The 15,175-nt window shown below is 65.4% G+C and carries 11 protein-coding genes and 4 pseudogenes; 12 read left to right on the top strand and 3 right to left on the bottom strand.

What is annotated here, in order from left to right; translation table 11 throughout:
• Positions 1-112: 112 nt before the first annotated feature.
• From OUO20_RS07670 to OUO20_RS07655, 4 genes and pseudogenes are all read left to right on the top strand, one after another.
• Positions 113-916: a thioesterase family protein gene (locus OUO20_RS07670; RefSeq protein ID WP_268003181.1), complete on the top strand. Its 804-nt coding sequence runs from the start codon at positions 113-115 to the stop codon at positions 914-916.
• A 140-nt stretch (positions 917-1,056) separates the two neighbouring features.
• Entirely contained in the window at positions 1,057-1,599 is a 543-nt protein-coding gene (locus OUO20_RS07665) for a PadR family transcriptional regulator (RefSeq protein WP_018769359.1), read from the top strand.
• Positions 1,600-1,603: 4 nt separating this feature from the next.
• A complete protein-coding gene (locus tag OUO20_RS07660; protein WP_268003180.1) occupies positions 1,604-3,316 on the top strand; it encodes an ABC1 kinase family protein in 1,713 nt (570 codons plus the stop codon).
• 68 nt (positions 3,317-3,384) lie between these two features.
• A pseudogene (locus tag OUO20_RS07655) lies at positions 3,385-4,133 on the top strand (lipoate--protein ligase family protein).
• A gap of 39 nt (positions 4,134-4,172) precedes the next feature.
• On the opposite strand, the gene OUO20_RS07650 reads toward OUO20_RS07655, so the two are convergent.
• A complete protein-coding gene (locus OUO20_RS07650) occupies positions 4,173-4,430 on the bottom strand; it encodes a mycoredoxin (protein ID WP_268003179.1) in 258 nt (85 codons plus the stop codon).
• A gap of 132 nt (positions 4,431-4,562) precedes the next feature.
• On the opposite strand from OUO20_RS07650, the gene OUO20_RS07645 reads away from it, so the two are divergent.
• The gene (locus tag OUO20_RS07645) at positions 4,563-5,324 is read left to right on the top strand and encodes an SOS response-associated peptidase (protein WP_081620193.1); all 762 of its coding nucleotides are present in this window, start codon (positions 4,563-4,565) and stop codon (positions 5,322-5,324) included.
• Positions 5,325-5,432: 108 nt separating this feature from the next.
• On the opposite strand, the gene OUO20_RS07640 is transcribed toward OUO20_RS07645, so the two are convergent.
• The gene (locus OUO20_RS07640; protein WP_018769354.1) at positions 5,433-5,855 is read right to left on the bottom strand and encodes a VOC family protein; all 423 of its coding nucleotides are present in this window, start codon (positions 5,853-5,855) and stop codon (positions 5,433-5,435) included.
• Positions 5,856-5,871: 16 nt separating this feature from the next.
• On the opposite strand from OUO20_RS07640, the gene OUO20_RS07635 reads away from it, so the two are divergent.
• Positions 5,872-6,195 (top strand): chorismate mutase, encoded by a 324-nt coding sequence (locus tag OUO20_RS07635; RefSeq protein ID WP_043424939.1) that lies wholly within the window; start codon positions 5,872-5,874, stop codon positions 6,193-6,195.
• Between the two features lie 27 nt (positions 6,196-6,222).
• Here OUO20_RS07635 and OUO20_RS07630 read toward each other — a convergent pair whose 3' ends face one another.
• Positions 6,223-6,612, bottom strand: coding sequence for a hypothetical protein (locus OUO20_RS07630; RefSeq protein WP_018769352.1), 390 nt, complete (start codon positions 6,610-6,612; stop codon positions 6,223-6,225).
• A 132-nt stretch (positions 6,613-6,744) separates the two neighbouring features.
• Here OUO20_RS07630 and OUO20_RS07625 point away from each other — a divergent pair, with 132 nt between their 5' ends.
• From OUO20_RS07625 to pdxS, 6 genes and pseudogenes are all read left to right on the top strand, one after another.
• On the top strand, positions 6,745-7,095 hold the full coding sequence (locus OUO20_RS07625) for a DUF6504 family protein (protein WP_018769351.1): 351 nt from the start codon (positions 6,745-6,747) through the stop codon (positions 7,093-7,095).
• 19 nt (positions 7,096-7,114) lie between these two features.
• A pseudogene (locus OUO20_RS07620) lies at positions 7,115-10,601 on the top strand (DNA polymerase III subunit alpha).
• A 115-nt stretch (positions 10,602-10,716) separates the two neighbouring features.
• Positions 10,717-12,725 (top strand): annotated as a pseudogene (thrS, locus tag OUO20_RS07615) (threonine--tRNA ligase).
• A gap of 17 nt (positions 12,726-12,742) precedes the next feature.
• Complete coding sequence (locus OUO20_RS07610; RefSeq protein WP_018769348.1) at positions 12,743-13,330, top strand: HIT family protein; 588 nt, start codon at positions 12,743-12,745, stop codon at positions 13,328-13,330.
• Positions 13,320-13,943, top strand: a complete 624-nt coding sequence (pgsA, locus tag OUO20_RS07605) for a phosphatidylinositol phosphate synthase (RefSeq protein ID WP_134164696.1) — start codon at positions 13,320-13,322, stop codon at positions 13,941-13,943. Before OUO20_RS07610 ends, pgsA begins: the two co-directional genes overlap by 11 nt.
• A gap of 215 nt (positions 13,944-14,158) precedes the next feature.
• Positions 14,159-15,006, top strand: a pseudogene (gene pdxS / locus OUO20_RS07600) (pyridoxal 5'-phosphate synthase lyase subunit PdxS).
• Positions 15,007-15,175: the final 169 nt, after the last annotated feature.

The raw sequence follows: 15,175 nt of genomic DNA, 5'->3' as shown, positions 1-15,175 counted from the left end.
GTCCGATTGGCACCCGCACCCTCCAACATTTCGTGGCCTTGCCGCAGCGTGCCTTCCACGGCAGGAGGATAGAGTTAGTGCCAATTCACTGAAATTCCGTAAGGGGCCAGCCTTGACTGCAGACCTGTCCGAACTCGCCGGGGGCAACTTCTACTACCAGGACCTTGGCGGCGGCCTGTTCCGGTCCACCATCCACGCCCAGGGCGCCTGGAACGCCCACGAACAGCACATGGCTCCCGCTTCCGGGTTGATGGCAGATGTCCTGGAACGGCACCAGCCGCGCGGGGACATGCGGATGGCCCGGATCAGCTACGAAATCCTTGGGCTGATTCCCGGCGGCGAGTTCCGCATTGACACCACCACCCTGCGGCCCGGCAGGACCATCGAACTGGTCCAGGCCGAGCTGGTGGCCGGGGGCCGGACCGCGATCCGTGCCACCGGCTGGCGCCTGCAGACCAGTGACACGGCAGGGGTGGCCGCCGTCGAGGACGCGGCGATACCGGGGCCCGATGAATGCAAACCCTATGACGGGTCCGCCGTGTGGCCCGGAGGCTACATCCGGTCCCTCGAAATGCGGGTGGCCGAAGGGCACCGGCCGGGCGCCGGGAAAGTATGGCTCCGCACCGACCATCCGCTGACCGACCGGGCGGACAGCGGTGACTTCCCGCGGCTCATGGGTCTGGTGGATACCGCCAACGGCATTGCCGCCCGGGTACCTCCGGGCAAGGACAGCTATGCGTTCCCCAACCTGGACCTGCAGATCCATATGTACCGCAGGCCCGAGGGGGAGTGGCTGGGGCTGGACAACGCGGTGTCGTTCGGCAGCGACGGGATCGGGCTGACCTCCACCGTGCTGCACGACCGGCAGGGCCCGTTCGGCCGCGCTGAACAAATCCTGACCCTGCGCAAATCCTGACCCTGCGCACGTCCTGACAGTACGCGGGCGGTGGCCGGCTGCTGGGTGTCCGCGTGCAGCATCCTTGCTCCTGGTATGGTGCGCGGCGTATATCGCTGAGTATCGTTGTATATCGTTCGCGATCGGCAAAGGAGTTCATCATGCGTGCTTCACACCCCACAGGGGGATTCGGCGGGAACAATCTGGACGGCATGTGGCAGGCCGTGGAGGAATTGCGCGCCCGTTTCGACAAACGGGTGGGAACCCGCGCCGGGAAGGGAGAGGTGCGGGCAGCGGTGCTGGCACTGCTCGCGGAACGGCCCATGCATGGGTACCAGATCATCCGGGAGATCGAGGAGCGCAGCGGCGGCAGCTGGAAACCGAGCGCGGGTTCTGTCTACCCCACGCTGCAGCTGCTGGCCGATGAAGGGTCCATCAGCGCCGAGGAATCCAACGGGCGGAAGATCTACTCGCTGACCGAAGCCGGCCGTGAGGAGGTGGCGGCCCAGCGGGGATCTGCGCCATGGGATCCGGCGGCCTCCATGGGCGGAGGCGGCATCGCTTCCCTTCCCAAGGCCGGGATTGAACTGGCCCAGGCTGCGGCGCAGGTAGGCCGAACCGGTTCAGCGGAACAGGTGCAGCAGGCAGTGGCAGTGCTGGACGAGGCCCGCCGCCGGCTCTACGCCATCCTCGCCCGGGACTGATCGGGTGTCGTCGATCGTCCATGCCAGGGACGACCCGCAGCGCCCGTTGAGGCAGCACCGCGGGCGCTACCGGCGGATCCTGCGCTTCGCCGCCTGGAACCTTGCAACCACGTGGTGGTTTGAGCTGTTCCTGCCGCGGATAGGGCTTGGTGGCGTCGCCGCCCGGACGCGCTCCCGGAGGATGCGGCAGTTTGCCCGGCGGTTCCATAACCTGGCCGTGGAACTCGGGGGCCTGATGATCAAGGTGGGCCAGTTCCTGTCCTCCCGGCTCGACGTCCTACCTCCGGAGATCACCAAAGAGCTCGAAGGGCTGCAGGACGAGGTGCCGCCGGTGGCCTTCCCTGGAATCGCCGCCCTGGCGGGACAGGAACTGGGTGCACCGCCGGACCAGGTTTTCGCCTCCGTGGACGAGTCTCCGATTGCAGCCGCCTCGCTGGGACAGGCCCACCGGGCCCGCCTGAACCCCCTGGATGCCGGGGACACTGGACTGGATGCCGTGGTCCTGAAAGTTCAGCGTCCGGGCATCGGCGCCATCGTCGACGTCGACCTTGCCGCGCTGCGGAAAGTGGCCGGCTGGCTCAGCCACGTCCGGCTCGTCTCCCGCCGCGCCGACATGCGTGCCCTGGTAGAGGAATTCGCCATGATCAGCCTGCAGGAGATTGATTACCTGCACGAGGCAGTCAATGCCGAGCGCTTTGCGGCTGACTTTGCCGGTGATGACCGGGTGGCGGTACCGGAAGTTGTCTGGGAACGGACAACCCGCCGTGTACTCACCCTTGAGGATGTCACGGCCATCAAGATCACCGATGCCCGTGCGCTCCGTGCCGCGGGCATCGATCCCGCCACGGTGGCCCCGGTTTTTGCCGCCATCATGTTCGACCAGCTGTTCACCAACGGCTTCTTCCATGCGGACCCGCACCCTGGGAACATTTTCGTCACTCCCGTCCGTGCAGGCGCAGGCGAACGCCCCTGGAAACTGACGTTCATTGACTTCGGCATGATGGGCGAGGTTACCCCCTCCACGCGCAGCGGCCTGCGGAAGCTCCTGATCGCAGCAGCCGCCCGCGACGGCAAGGGACTCGTGGCGGCGATCAACGACGTCGGCGTCCTGATGCCGTCGGCGGACAGCGTGGGCCTGGAACGCGCCATGACCCAGCTCTTTGCCCGCTTCGGCGGCATGGGCTTTGCCGAGCTCCGCGAAGTCGACCCCCGGGAGTTCCGGGATTTCGCGGTGGAGTTCGGCGACGTGGTCCGCTCGCTGCCGTTCCAGCTGCCGGAGAATTTCCTGCTGATCATCCGCGCCATGTCCCTGACCTCCGGTGTGTGCAGCGCGCTGGATGAACGTTTCAACCTCTGGGACTCGGTGGAACCCTACGCGGCGCAGCTGCTGCGCGACGAGCGCGGCAACGTGGTGCAGGACGTGGCCCGGCAGGCGCTCGATGCCGCCGGTATTGCCTTGCGCCTGCCCGGCAGGCTGGACGCGCTGGCCGGCCGGCTTGAGGAGGGGTCGCTGGAGGTGGCTGTTCCGCGGCTGGAGCGGCAGGCGGCGCGGCTGGAACGGGCGGGACGGCGCGCGGCCTCCGCCGTGGTTTTCGGTGCCCTGCTGGTGGCCGGCGCCATCGTCCGCGCCGACGACCTGGCGGCCGGGAACGCGCTGATGGCTGCGTCGTCCCTTCCGCTGCTGCACGCACTGTGGGCCGGGCGCCGGGTTCGTTAAGGCGGTTGCCGCCGTCGGGCGTAACCTAGGGATGGCCTGCCCGCACCCGACCCAGGAGTTTCGCAACAATGCACCACACCGGTACAGGACTCCGCACGCTTACCGTGGTGCGGCAGGACGTGTCCCTCGGCGCGGGCCGTGACCTTGAATTCGGCCTGGAGCTGCTGGCCAGGGCCAGGAGCGGCGGCATCGGCCCCACCCTGCGGCTGTACCGGCCGGCTCCCACTGTGGCGTTCGGGCAGCGGGACACCCGCCTGCCCGGCTTTGACGCCGCCGCCCGTGCCTGCCGGGACAACGGCTTCGAACCCCTGGTCCGGCGGGCGGGGGACGCGCGGCCGCCTACCACCGTGGCACCCTTGTGGTGGACCATATCGAACCGGACGCGGACGCCGTCGCCGGTTCCAAAACCAGGTTCGGTTACTTCGGTGAGCTCTTTGCGCAGGCGCTGCGGGGCGTTGGGGTGCAGGCGGCGGTGGGGGAAATCCCCGGCGAGTACTGTCCCGGTGAATTCAGCGTGCATGGAACGGATCCAGCGGACAACTCCCGGCGGGTGAAACTGGTGGGTACCGCGCAGCGTGTGGTCTCGGGTGGCTGGCTCTTCAGCTCCGTCATCGTGGTGGAGGATTCCGCCCCGATCCGCAAGGTCCTCACCGACAGCTATGCCGCGCTCGGCCTGGACTGGGACCCGGCAACCGCCGGTGCCGCCAACGACCTGGTGCCCGGCCTTGACGTGGCAGCCGTTGAGCGGTCCCTGCTGGAAACATATGCGGGCCATGCCACCCTGGAAACTGCTTCCTTCAGCAGCCTGGGGGCATGACCCGCACTAAAGTTGCGGCGATGCCGCGCCTTGGACCGGTCAGGCAGCCAGCCGGCTCTTGACCTCGGTAGCAGACGGGTTGGTGGCTGCGGAGCCGTCCGGGAAAAGCACGGTGGGAACCGTACGGTTGCCCCCGTTCAGCTGCTCCACGAGTTCGGCAGTGCCGTCCACCTCTTCGATGTTGACTTCCGTGTAGCCGATGCCCTGCGCATCCAGCTGCTTCTTGAGCCGGTTGCAGTAGCCGCACCAGGTGGTGGAGAACATGGTGATGGTGCCGGATTCGGGAGTGAAGTCCACAGGGATCTCCTATACGTCGCTTGAAAGGTTTCCTTACCGTCAACCGTAGCGTGGCTGCCGGTATTCCCCGGTGCCTGACGCCTGGAACGGCGCTGGATGACAGTTTGTGGCGGGCGGTGGCAAGCTGGTGCCATGTGTGGACGCTACGTAATGGCACGTGCCGTGGGGGACCTGCTGGCTGAGTTCGATGCCGAGCTGGAGAGCGAGGTGAGCATCCCGCCGTCGTGGAACGTGGCACCCACCGATGCCGTCCCCATCGTGCTGGAGCGCCTGGTGGATGACAGTGCCGCGCCCAGGCAGGTGCGCCAGCTGCACGTGGCACGCTGGGGCCTGGTCCCGTCCTGGGCCAAGGACCCCGGAATCGGTTCCCGCATGATCAACGCCCGGAGCGAATCGGTGCTGGAGAAGCCGGCGTTCAGGAAGGCAGTCCAGTCCCGCCGCTGCGCGGTCCCGGCCGATGGCTACTACGAATGGAAGCAGGGACCTGGGAAGTCGAAGCAGCCCTACTACGTGCACCCGGGCACGGACCACGGGCTGGTCTTCGCCGGCCTCTACGAGTGGTGGAAGGACCCCTCCGTTCCCGAAGGGGATCCGGGCCGCTGGCTGCTCTCAACGTCCATCCTCACGGCAGACACGCCTCCGCCGGGGTCTGAATCCACCATCTTCGGGAAGCTGACGGAGCTGCACGACCGCGTCCCCCTGCCCATGGACAGGGACACCATGGAGGCATGGCTGGATCCGCAGGCGGATGACGCCGCCGGACTCGTGGACCTGGTGCGGTCCGGCGTCAAGAATGCCGCGGCCGACTGGCGGGTGGAGTCGGTGGGCAAGGAAGTGGGCAATGTCCGCAATAACGGGCCCGAACTGATCCGCCCGGTCGAAGCCCTGTTCTAGCTGCCCTGTTCTAGCGCCCTGTTCCAGCGCCCTGTTCTAGCGGCCTGTTTTCCCAGCCCTGTTTTTCAGCCCAGCTCCAGCAGCCGCACCCCATGGTACGGCCGGGGATCAGACGGTGACCCTGCCGGCGTCGTCCACTGCCCAGGTGGGGTTGTACGCCACTTCCCAGCGGAACCCGTCGGGGTCGGCAAAATAGCCCGTGTAGCCGCCCCACGGCTGGGTGACCGGCTCGGCAATGATGTCAGCGCCGGCCTCCGCGGCCTCTTCCATGACCCTGTCCACGTCCCCGGGACCGGCGACGTTGTGGCTGAGGGTGATGCAGGGGATGCCGGCGGGAGGGCTGGTGCCCGCTTCGGCCTGCATCTGGCGGACGTCCCACAGGGACAGCACCAGGCCGTGGTTCACCTGGATGAACAGCACTTCCCCGGCAACCTCACGGTGGACCGGCCAGCCAAGGCCATCAACGTAGAAGTCGCGGGATGCCTGAACATTGCGGACTCCGAGGGAGATAAAGTCGACTCTTGGCTCCATGCTTCGATACTGTCAGATGATGGCGACAATTCAAGGAAACGATAGGGATGCCCGGGCCGACAAGGAACAGCTCGCTGCCGTTCGGGTTGCCGTTGATGAGGTGGATGAACAGATTGTCACCCTCATTGCCCGCCGCGAACGGCTGATCAGGATCGCCGGGACCCTCAAGGGTGATGACGCAGAGGTGCGTGCCCCGGGACGGGTGGAGCGGATCATCGAGCACGTCCGGTCCGCCGCAGAGAAAAAGGACATCGATCCGGACATCGTCGAAGCAACCTACCGGGCGATGATCTCCGCGTTCATTGAACTTGAACTGCGGATCCACAAAGAAAACAGCTGACCTGTTCCGGGGGCTGGCGGAGGAGCCCTAAAGGGCTTCCTCCACCGGCACCCCGTGCTGGAACTCCCGGCCGTCCGCCTCACTGAAGGCTGACAGGACATGGCCCTGCCCCAGCCCGGTCAAGGCCGTCGCGGGAAAGCTCCCGGTAATGCTGTTGTCCGAGTGGGACACTCCCGACAGGTCGTAGTCTTCCTCGATTCCCTGGTCCCGGTTGAACGAGTAGCAGGCGATTGCCTCCCCGTTCATGAACTCAATGCACAGCCGTCGTTGCATGGAATAATCCGGCGAGGCTCCCATCAGGCCCACCACATAGGCCCCGGAGTCCGGAATGGTGCCGTCGATGTCGAACCGTGCAACCAGGGTGGAGTCCTGGGTCTTGATGCTTGCCTGCTTCAGGAGTGCGTCATCGGTACTCATGCCATCATCCTGCTCCCTGCCGCACGCTCCGTCCACCCCCGCCTATGTTTTGCTGCCTCCCCGGCGTAGACTGGATTCGTTCGAATACATATTCGAATAAGGGTCACAATCTGCAGCTGCAGGGAGGCGCACGTGGGCATGTTCAGCGAGTCCGTTGACGTGGTGTGCTCCGCTTCCGGGCAGCCGGAATCCCTGACGTGGGCAGGAACGTCATACATCGTCTGTGCCGAACCTGTCCGCTGGTATGAACGCCGGCAATGGTGGGCAGAGGATACCCGGGCTCCGCTGGGAAGCGGACCGGGCGTGGTGGACCACGAAATCTGGCGGGTCCAGGTACTGCCTGCCAAAGTGGCGTCCCGCCCGATGGGGCCAGGAGAACCTGCCGTTGCCGAACCCCTCACCCTTGACCTGACCCGCCATATCCGCAGTGGCCGTTGGCGGCTGCTGCGGATCCATGACGGCCTTCGCCCCAAAACCGCATGAATCCCCACCTCCCATCACCATGAGCTTTACCCACCTCCACGTTTCCACGGCATTTAGTGCCCACTACGGTGTCTCCTGGCCTGAAGAGCTGGCAATGGCGGCCGCAGCCGACGGCGCAACGGCCCTTGCCTGCACCGACCGGGACGGGCTGTACGGCACCATCAAGCACCTCAAGGCCTGCATGGCGGCGGGCATCGACCCCATAGTGGGGGTGGACCTTGCAGTATTTGACGACGACGGCGATCACCGCACACAGGTATCCGGCAGGGTGGTGGTGCTGGCCCGCGGCCACAACAACGGTGCCGGGTACCGTGCGCTGTGCCGGCTGGTTTCCGATGCCCACGCCAGGACCTCGGGGAAAGCCGGGGGAGCGGTGCCCGCCGCGGTCACCCGTGCCGAACTCGCCTCCCGCACCCTTGACCCCCAGACCCTCAAGCCGGTGCTGACCGTCCTGATTGGACCGGATTCCGACGTCGGACGGGCCATGGGTGGCCGGCGCTACCTGCGTCCACGGACCCTGTTCAAGCAATGGCTGGATGCCATGCCCGCTGGAACGGTCGTGGCGGAAATTGTCTCCCAGCTCAGCGCTCCGGGGACTCCCTTCAGCACCGCACATGCAGTCCGCATGCTCAGGCTCGCAGAGGAACACCACGTACCCGCCATCCTCACCAACGCCGTCAGGTACTGTGCCGCAGACGGCGCACCAACCGCCGACGTCCTGGATTCTGCCCGGACCCTGAAGTCCCTTCCGGAACTTGCAGGTGAACCGCTCCTGCAGCCCACCGGGCAGGGCTGGCTGAAAACCTCCGAACAAATGCTGGGACTGGGAAAGGAAATCATTTCCGCTGCCGGTTACGGTGCAGCAGACCTCAAACAGCTGATGGCGCAAACAGAGGCGCTCGCCGACCTCTGCCGGATCGACCCCAGCACCGATATGGGGTGGAAGCAGCCAGTGGTTCCGGAAGCATCGGTTATTGGGATCAGCCAGGATCCGCACGCCGAACTGATCCAGCGCTGCCATGCGGGAATCGGCAGGCGTTTCCCGGGGATCTCAGGAAAACCCGAACAGGAGATGCTGTCCCGGCTGGAGCATGAGCTTGGCATCATCCGGAACCTGGGTTTCTCCGCCTATTTCCTGACGGTGGCGGAGGTATCCCGCATGATCCAGGACATGGGGGTCCGGGCGGCCGCCAGGGGCTCAGGAGCCTCAAGCCTGGTCAACTACCTGATCGAGGTCAGCCATGTGAATCCCCTCCAGCATGACCTGATCTTTGAACGTTTCCTTTCCAACGACCGGGCCACCCTCCCTGACATTGACATCGATGTGGAAAGCGCGGAACGCCACAACGTGTACCACAGGATTTTTGACCGGTTCGGCCCGGAGCGCGTCACCCTGATGAGCATGCAGAACGGGTACCGGGCCCGGGGGCAGTTCGCGACGCCGGGCTGGCGCTGGGCATGGACGACGGCGAGGTGGGGGAGATCGCCAAGCAGTTGTGGCGCTTCTCCGCCCGGAAGTTCCGTGAAGCACTGCAGGAAAAGCCCGAACTCCGGGAGTTCGCCGGCCGGGTGGAGCAGCGCGACACGGACGGGAACCAGCAGCTTGACCTCCTGGTGGACCTGACCGAACGCCTGGACCGGCTGCCCCGCCACATCTCCATGCACCCGTGCGGAGTGATCCTGGGCGATGCCACACTCCTGGACCGCACCCCGGTCCAGCCAAGCGGCCTGGGGCTGCCCATGAGCCAGTTCGACAAGCACGACATGGACCCCATGGGCATGCTCAAACTCGATGTCCTGGGGGTGCGCATGCAAAGCGCCATGGCCTTCGCAGTCCGGGAGATCATCCGCATCCACCCCAGCAAGAAGGACGTGGTGGAGGCAGGAAGGCACCCGGCAGGACCTGACGGAACAGGCCCTGACTACATCGCCGGGGACGGCCGGATCGACCTCAACGCCGTTCCCCTCGACGACGAACCGACATACCAGCTGATCAGGAGCACGCACACCCTGGGCTGCTTCCAGATTGAATCCCCGGGGCAGCGGGAGCTGATTGGAAAGATGGCACCCCGGGAGTTCAACGACCTCATCATCGATATTTCACTGTTCCGTCCCGGCCCCATGAAATCCGACATGGTGCGGCCCTTCCTGGAACACAGGCACGGGTTCGCCCCTGAGGTCTACCCCCACCCGGACCTTAAACCTGTGCTGCAGGAAACCCATGGGGTCACGGTGTTCCACGAACAGATCCTGAAAACCCTCGACATCATGACCGGCTGCGGGCTTGCCAAAGCCGACGAGTTCCGCAGGGCGCTGAGCAGCGACGACGGTGAAGCCAGGGTGGAGGAATACTTCCGGCGCAATGCAAAAGCCAGGGGATACACCCCCGAAGTAGTGGACAAGGTATGGGGGACATTGAAGTCGTTTGCCAGTTTCGGCTTCTGCAAAGCCCACGGTGCTGCCTTCGCCGTCCCCACCTACCAGTCCGCCTTAAGACACACCACCCGGAAGCCTTCCTTGCCGGCTTATGGGAGCACGACCCCGGGATGTATCCCAAACGGCTGCTGGTGGCCGAAGCCCGCAGGCTCGGGATACCCATCCTTCCCCTGGACATCAACCGGAGCAAAGCTGAATACCGGGTGGAGCGGATCGAGTCCGGCCAGGACGCCGGCAGGCTGGGGATCCGGATCAGCCTGAAAGGGATCTACGGGCTGTCCGCAGCCGAATTGAAGCGGATAGTGGCAGGCCAGCCATATGACTCACTGGCAGACCTCCGCGCGCGCTCGCGGCTCAGCAAGCCAAGCATCAGGCGGCTCGCCCAGCTGGGAGCCTTTGATGCCCTGCGCCGGGAAGCCGGGGGAACAGCCAACCGGGCCGACCTGGTGCAGCACCTGCAGCAGCTCCAGTCAGCCACTGGCGCGCGCAAAGGCGCCGACATCCTGGAGGGACAGCTGTCCCTACCCTTGGGCGATATTGAACTGCGCAACATCAAGCCCGGGCTTCCAGCCCCCACGCTGGTGGAAAACGTCCGGGCGGAACTGGACCTCATGGCCGTCGATGTCAGCACCCATCTGATGGAAAGCCACCGTCCCCTGCTGGAAAAGCTGGGCGTCACCACAGCCGATAAACTCCTCAGCCTGCGCAACGGGACCGAAGTGCTGGTGGCCGGGGTGCGGGTGGCAACCCAGACCCCTCCCATGCGCGGCGGACGGAGGGTGGTGTTCATCAGCATCGACGACGGCACCGGCTGCGTTGATTCGGTCTTCTTCCATGAGGCCCAGGAAAGTGCAGGGCCACTTTTGTTTGGCACCCGCCTGCTGCTGATCCGCGGCACCACCCGAAGGACCGGCCCCCGGGGGATCAGCCTGAGCGCAAGCATGGCCTGGGACCTCAGCCGCACCGAGACGCTGCCCTTCCCGGAGTCCTCGCCTGCGGCTGCCCAGGACGGCCCGCATCCCCTGGACGGCATCAGCAGGACGCTGGCGATTACCGGCTTTAACGGGTGAGCGTGCTGTGCGCCGCGTTGGTGGGCTCAACCGGAACCGATAGCATTGACGGTGGCTGGCTGTGGTCCCCGTATGCCACAAGCTATGAAGCCTCAACTTTGAATAGGAGACACCCGTGTCAGATGCCCAGCAGATCACCCTTCTCGTCGATGGCGAAGAGACCAAGGTGACTACCGGGACAACCGGTGCGGAACTCTTCTTTGAGCGCCGTGATGTTGTTGTGGCCCGCGTCAACGGCGAGCTGAAGGACCTGGACCAGGAACTGCCCGAAGGCGCCGAGGTGGAAGGCGTAACCATTGATTCGCCCGACGGCCTGAACGTCCTGCGCCACTCCACCGCCCACGTGATGGCACAGGCAGTGCAGCAGCTGCGCCCCGACGCCAAACTCGGCATTGGCCCCTACATCACCGACGGTTTCTACTTCGATTTCGACGTCGCCGAGCCTTTCACCCCCGAGGATCTCAAGACCCTCGAAAAGATGATGCTCAAGATCGTCAACCAGAACCAGAAATTCGTCCGCCGCGTGGTCAGCGAGGACGAGGCCCGCGAAGCCATGAAGAACGAGCCCTACAAGATCGAACTGCTCGGCAAGAAGAACGACGCTGCCGAGGCAGGCGAGGGCGTGAACGTCGAGGTCGGCGCCGGTGACATCACCATCTACGACAACGTGGAGCGCAAGGAAGGCACCACCGTCTGGTGTGACCTCTGCCGCGGCCCGCACCTGCCCAACACCAAGATGATCTCCAACGCCTTCGCGCTGACCCGTTCGTCGTCGGCGTACTGGCTGGGCAACCAGAAAAACCAGCAGCTGCAGCGCATCTACGGAACCGCGTGGCCCACCAAGGAAGCGCTGAAGGCATACCAGGAGCGCATTGCCGAGGCCGAACGCCGCGACCACCGCAAGCTCGGCTCGGAACTCGACCTCTTCTCCTTCCCGGACGAACTGGGCTCCGGGCTGCCCGTCTTCCACCCCAAGGGCGGCATCATCCGCAAGGAGATGGAGGACTACTCCCGCCAGCGCCACGTCGAGGCCGGCTACGAGTTCGTCTACACCCCCACATCACCAAGGGCCACCTCTACGAGGTCTCCGGCCACCTGGACTGGTACAAGGACGGCATGTTCCCCGCCATGCACGTGGACGCCGAACTCAACGAGGACGGCACCGTGCGCAAGCCCGGCCAGGACTACTACCTGAAGCCGATGAACTGCCCCATGCACAACCTCATCTTCCGCTCCCGCGGCCGGTCCTACCGTGAACTGCCCCTCCGGCTGTTTGAATTCGGATCGGTCTACCGCTACGAGAAATCCGGCGTGGTCCACGGCCTCACCCGCGTCCGTGGAATGACACAGGACGACGCCCACATCTACTGCACCCGCGAGCAGATGAAGGACGAACTCACCAAGACCCTGACCTTTGTCCTGGACCTGCTCAAGGACTACGGCCTGAACGACTTCTACCTGGAGCTGTCCACCAAGGACCCGGAAAAGTACGTGGGCGACGACGCCACCTGGGAGGAAGCCACCAGAACCCTTGCCGAGGTGGCCCAGGAGTCCGGGCTGGAGCTGGTGCCCGATCCGGGCGGAGCGGCGTTCTACGGCCCCAAGATTTCCGTGCAGGCCAAGGATGCACTGGGCCGCACCTGGCAGATGTCCACCATCCAGCTGGACTTCAACCTGCCCGAACGCTTCGAACTGGAATTCCAGGCCGCCGATGGCAGCCGGCAGCGGCCGGTGATGATCCACCGTGCGCTCTTCGGCTCGGTGGAGCGGTTCATGGGCGTCCTCACCGAGCACTACGCCGGCGCGTTCCCCGCCTGGCTGGCTCCGGTCCAGGTGGTGGGCATCCCCGTGGCGGAGGCGTTCAACGAGTACATGTTCGACGTCGTCGACCAGCTTAAGGCCGAGGGCATCCGCGCCGAGGTGGATACGTCCTCGGACCGGTTCCCCAAGAAGATCCGCACCGCCAGCAAGGACAAGATCCCGTTCGTGCTGATCGCCGGCGGCGACGACGCGGAGGCCGGCGCCGTTTCCTTCCGTTTCCGCGACGGCAGCCAGGACAACGGCGTGCCCGTGTCGGAAGCGGTCAAGCGGATCACCGACGCCGTCCGCAACCGGACCAGCTAGCGAACGGAAGCAGCACAGTGCAGGAGAACACAGGCGCAGGATATCCAGGCGATGCCGGCGTTACCGACGACTTCGCCCTCGCCGGTGTCCCCGACGCCTTCCAGCGCCTGTGGACTCCGCACCGGATGGCCTACATCAAGGGCGGGCAGCACCAGTTCAAGAATGAGAACGACTGCCCGTTCTGCGTGGGCCCCGCCCGCACCGACGAAGAGGCGCTCATCGTCTACCGCGGCCGGACCTGCTACGTGGTGCTGAACCTGTTCCCCTACAATCCCGGGCACCTTCTGGTGTGTCCGTACCGGCATATTCCGGACTACACGGACCTCACGGTCGAAGAAACCGCCGAATTTGCCGACCTAACCCAGACGGCAATGCGGGTCCTGCGCAAGGTGTCCAATCCCGGCGGCTTCAACCTGGGCATGAACCAAGGGGTTGTGGGCGGAGCCGGCATCTCGGCGCACCTGCACCAGCACATCGTTCCGCGGTGGGGCGGGGACGGCAATTTCTTCCCCATCATCGCCCAAACCAAGGCCATCACCCAGACCCTTGACGAGGTCCGGAGACAAGTGGCCGAAGCCTGGCCCGGGGAGTCGGATGCTGAATAGGCATGCCCGCGGTTTTTTCACCGCACTGTTCACCCCGCTGGCCCGCTGGCTCCTGAAGATCGGTGTCTCCCCGGATGCGGTAACCATCCTCGGAACTGCAGGTGTTGCGGCCGGAAGCCTGGGCTTCTACCCGCTGGGGCAGCTCTTCTGGGGCACGCTCTTCATCACTGCTTTCATCTTCTCGGACGTCCTGGACGGCATCATGGCCCGGATGCAGGGTGTGAAGAGCCGCTGGGGGAACTTCCTCGACTCCACCCTGGACCGGGTTGCCGACGGTGCCCTCTTCGCCGGGGTGTCCGTCTGGTTCTTCACCGGCGGCAACAACATGGCCATCGCCGTGGCCGCCCTGCTCTGCCTTGTCCTGGGCATGGTTGTCTCCTACGCCCGGGCGAAGGCGGAGTCGCTGGGCTTCACGGCCAACGTGGGGATCGCCGAGCGGGCGGAACGCCTGGTATCCATCCTGGTGGTGACCGGCCTGACCGGCCTGGGCCTCCCGCCGGTGGTGCTCCTGGTCACACTGGTCCTCCTGGCGGCGGCCAGCCTCATCACCGTCGTTCAGCGCGTTGTCTCGGTACGCCGGCAGGCATTGGCAGAGCCCACGCCCGCAGATTAGACATGATTAAGCCTGCCGTGCGGCGGGGGACTAGTATATAAGTGCCCGGTCAAGCGACCCGGCAATCCGTGCGTGCACCTCCGGCAGCTGCCGCCGCATGCCCGGCGAAGATCATCTGTCTACCCATAGGGGTTTTTGTGTCTACACCTGATGTAAGCAACGAGGCCGGTTCGTCCGCGAACAGCGTCACGGGCAGCAGCCGCGTGAAGCGTGGCATGGCCGAGATGCTCAAGGGCGGCGTCATCATGGACGTCGTCAACGTCGAGCAGGCCCGCATCGCCGAAGACGCCGGTGCCGTGGCAGTCATGGCGCTGGAGCGTGTTCCGGCCGATATCCGTGCCCAGGGCGGCGTGTCCCGCATGTCCGATCCCGACATGATCGACCAGATCATTGATGCCGTGTCCATCCCGGTCATGGCCAAGGCCCGCATCGGCCACTTTGTCGAGGCCCAGGTCCTGCAGTCCCTTGGTGTCGACTACATCGACGAGTCCGAGGTCCTGACCCCCGCCGACTACATCAACCACATCGACAAGTGGAACTTCAAGGTTCCCTTCGTCTGTGGCGCCACCAACCTCGGTGAGGCCCTGCGCCGCATCAACGAGGGCGCGGCCATGATCCGCTCCAAAGGCGAAGCCGGCACCGGCGACGTCTCCAACGCCACCGGACACATGCGCAAGATCCGCTCCGAGATCGCCCGGCTGTCCTCCCTGCCCGAGGACGAGCTCTACGTCGCGGCCAAGGAACTGCAGGCCCCGTATGAACTGGTCAAGGAAGTTGCCGCCGCCGGCAAGCTGCCCGTCGTCCTGTTCACCGCCGGCGGCATCGCCACCCCGCTGACGCGGCCATGATGATGCAGCTCGGTGCCGACGGCGTCTTCGTCGGCTCCGGCATCTTCAAGTCCGGCAACCCCGCCCAGCGCGCGGCCGCCGTCGTCAAGGCCACCACCTTCTTCGACGACCCCGACGTCATCGCCAAGGCCTCCCGCGGCCTCGGCGAAGCCATGGTGGGCATCAACGTCGACGAGATCCCCCAGCCGCACCGCCTCGCCGAACGCGGCTGGTAACACCCTCCTCGCGTCCTCTTTGGGCGCCTGGCGGCGCTGATCCTCTGCACGCTATTCCCCGCGCCTCGTTTGGCGGCTTTGTCGCTGGTCGGGGCGCGGGGCCCCTTTACGCGCGCTGCCGGATAACCCCCGCCTGTCGCTGGTGGTCGCCTCACCTAAGTAATGACGA

Origin of the sequence: Arthrobacter sp. FX8, assembly GCF_026723805.1 — a bacterium.
Taxonomy (GTDB): domain Bacteria; phylum Actinomycetota; class Actinomycetes; order Actinomycetales; family Micrococcaceae; genus Arthrobacter.
The sequence above is the reverse complement of the archived record's forward strand: the minus strand, read 5'-3'. Positions and strand labels throughout refer to the sequence as shown.

What these genes read in the sequence shown, in the direction of transcription:
- OUO20_RS07665 (WP_018769359.1), top strand. Translation starts at nt 1,057, where the DNA reads ATGCGTGCTTCACACCCCACAGGGGGATTCGGCGGGAACAATCTGGAC.
- OUO20_RS07645 (WP_081620193.1), top strand. Translation starts at nt 4,563, where the DNA reads ATGTGTGGACGCTACGTAATGGCACGTGCCGTGGGGGACCTGCTGGCT.
- OUO20_RS07640 (WP_018769354.1), bottom strand. Translation starts at nt 5,855, where the DNA reads ATGGAGCCAAGAGTCGACTTTATCTCCCTCGGAGTCCGCAATGTTCAG.
- OUO20_RS07635 (WP_043424939.1), top strand. Translation starts at nt 5,872, where the DNA reads ATGATGGCGACAATTCAAGGAAACGATAGGGATGCCCGGGCCGACAAG.
- OUO20_RS07630 (WP_018769352.1), bottom strand. Translation starts at nt 6,612, where the DNA reads ATGAGTACCGATGACGCACTCCTGAAGCAGGCAAGCATCAAGACCCAG.
- pgsA (WP_134164696.1), top strand. Translation starts at nt 13,320, where the DNA reads ATGCTGAATAGGCATGCCCGCGGTTTTTTCACCGCACTGTTCACCCCG.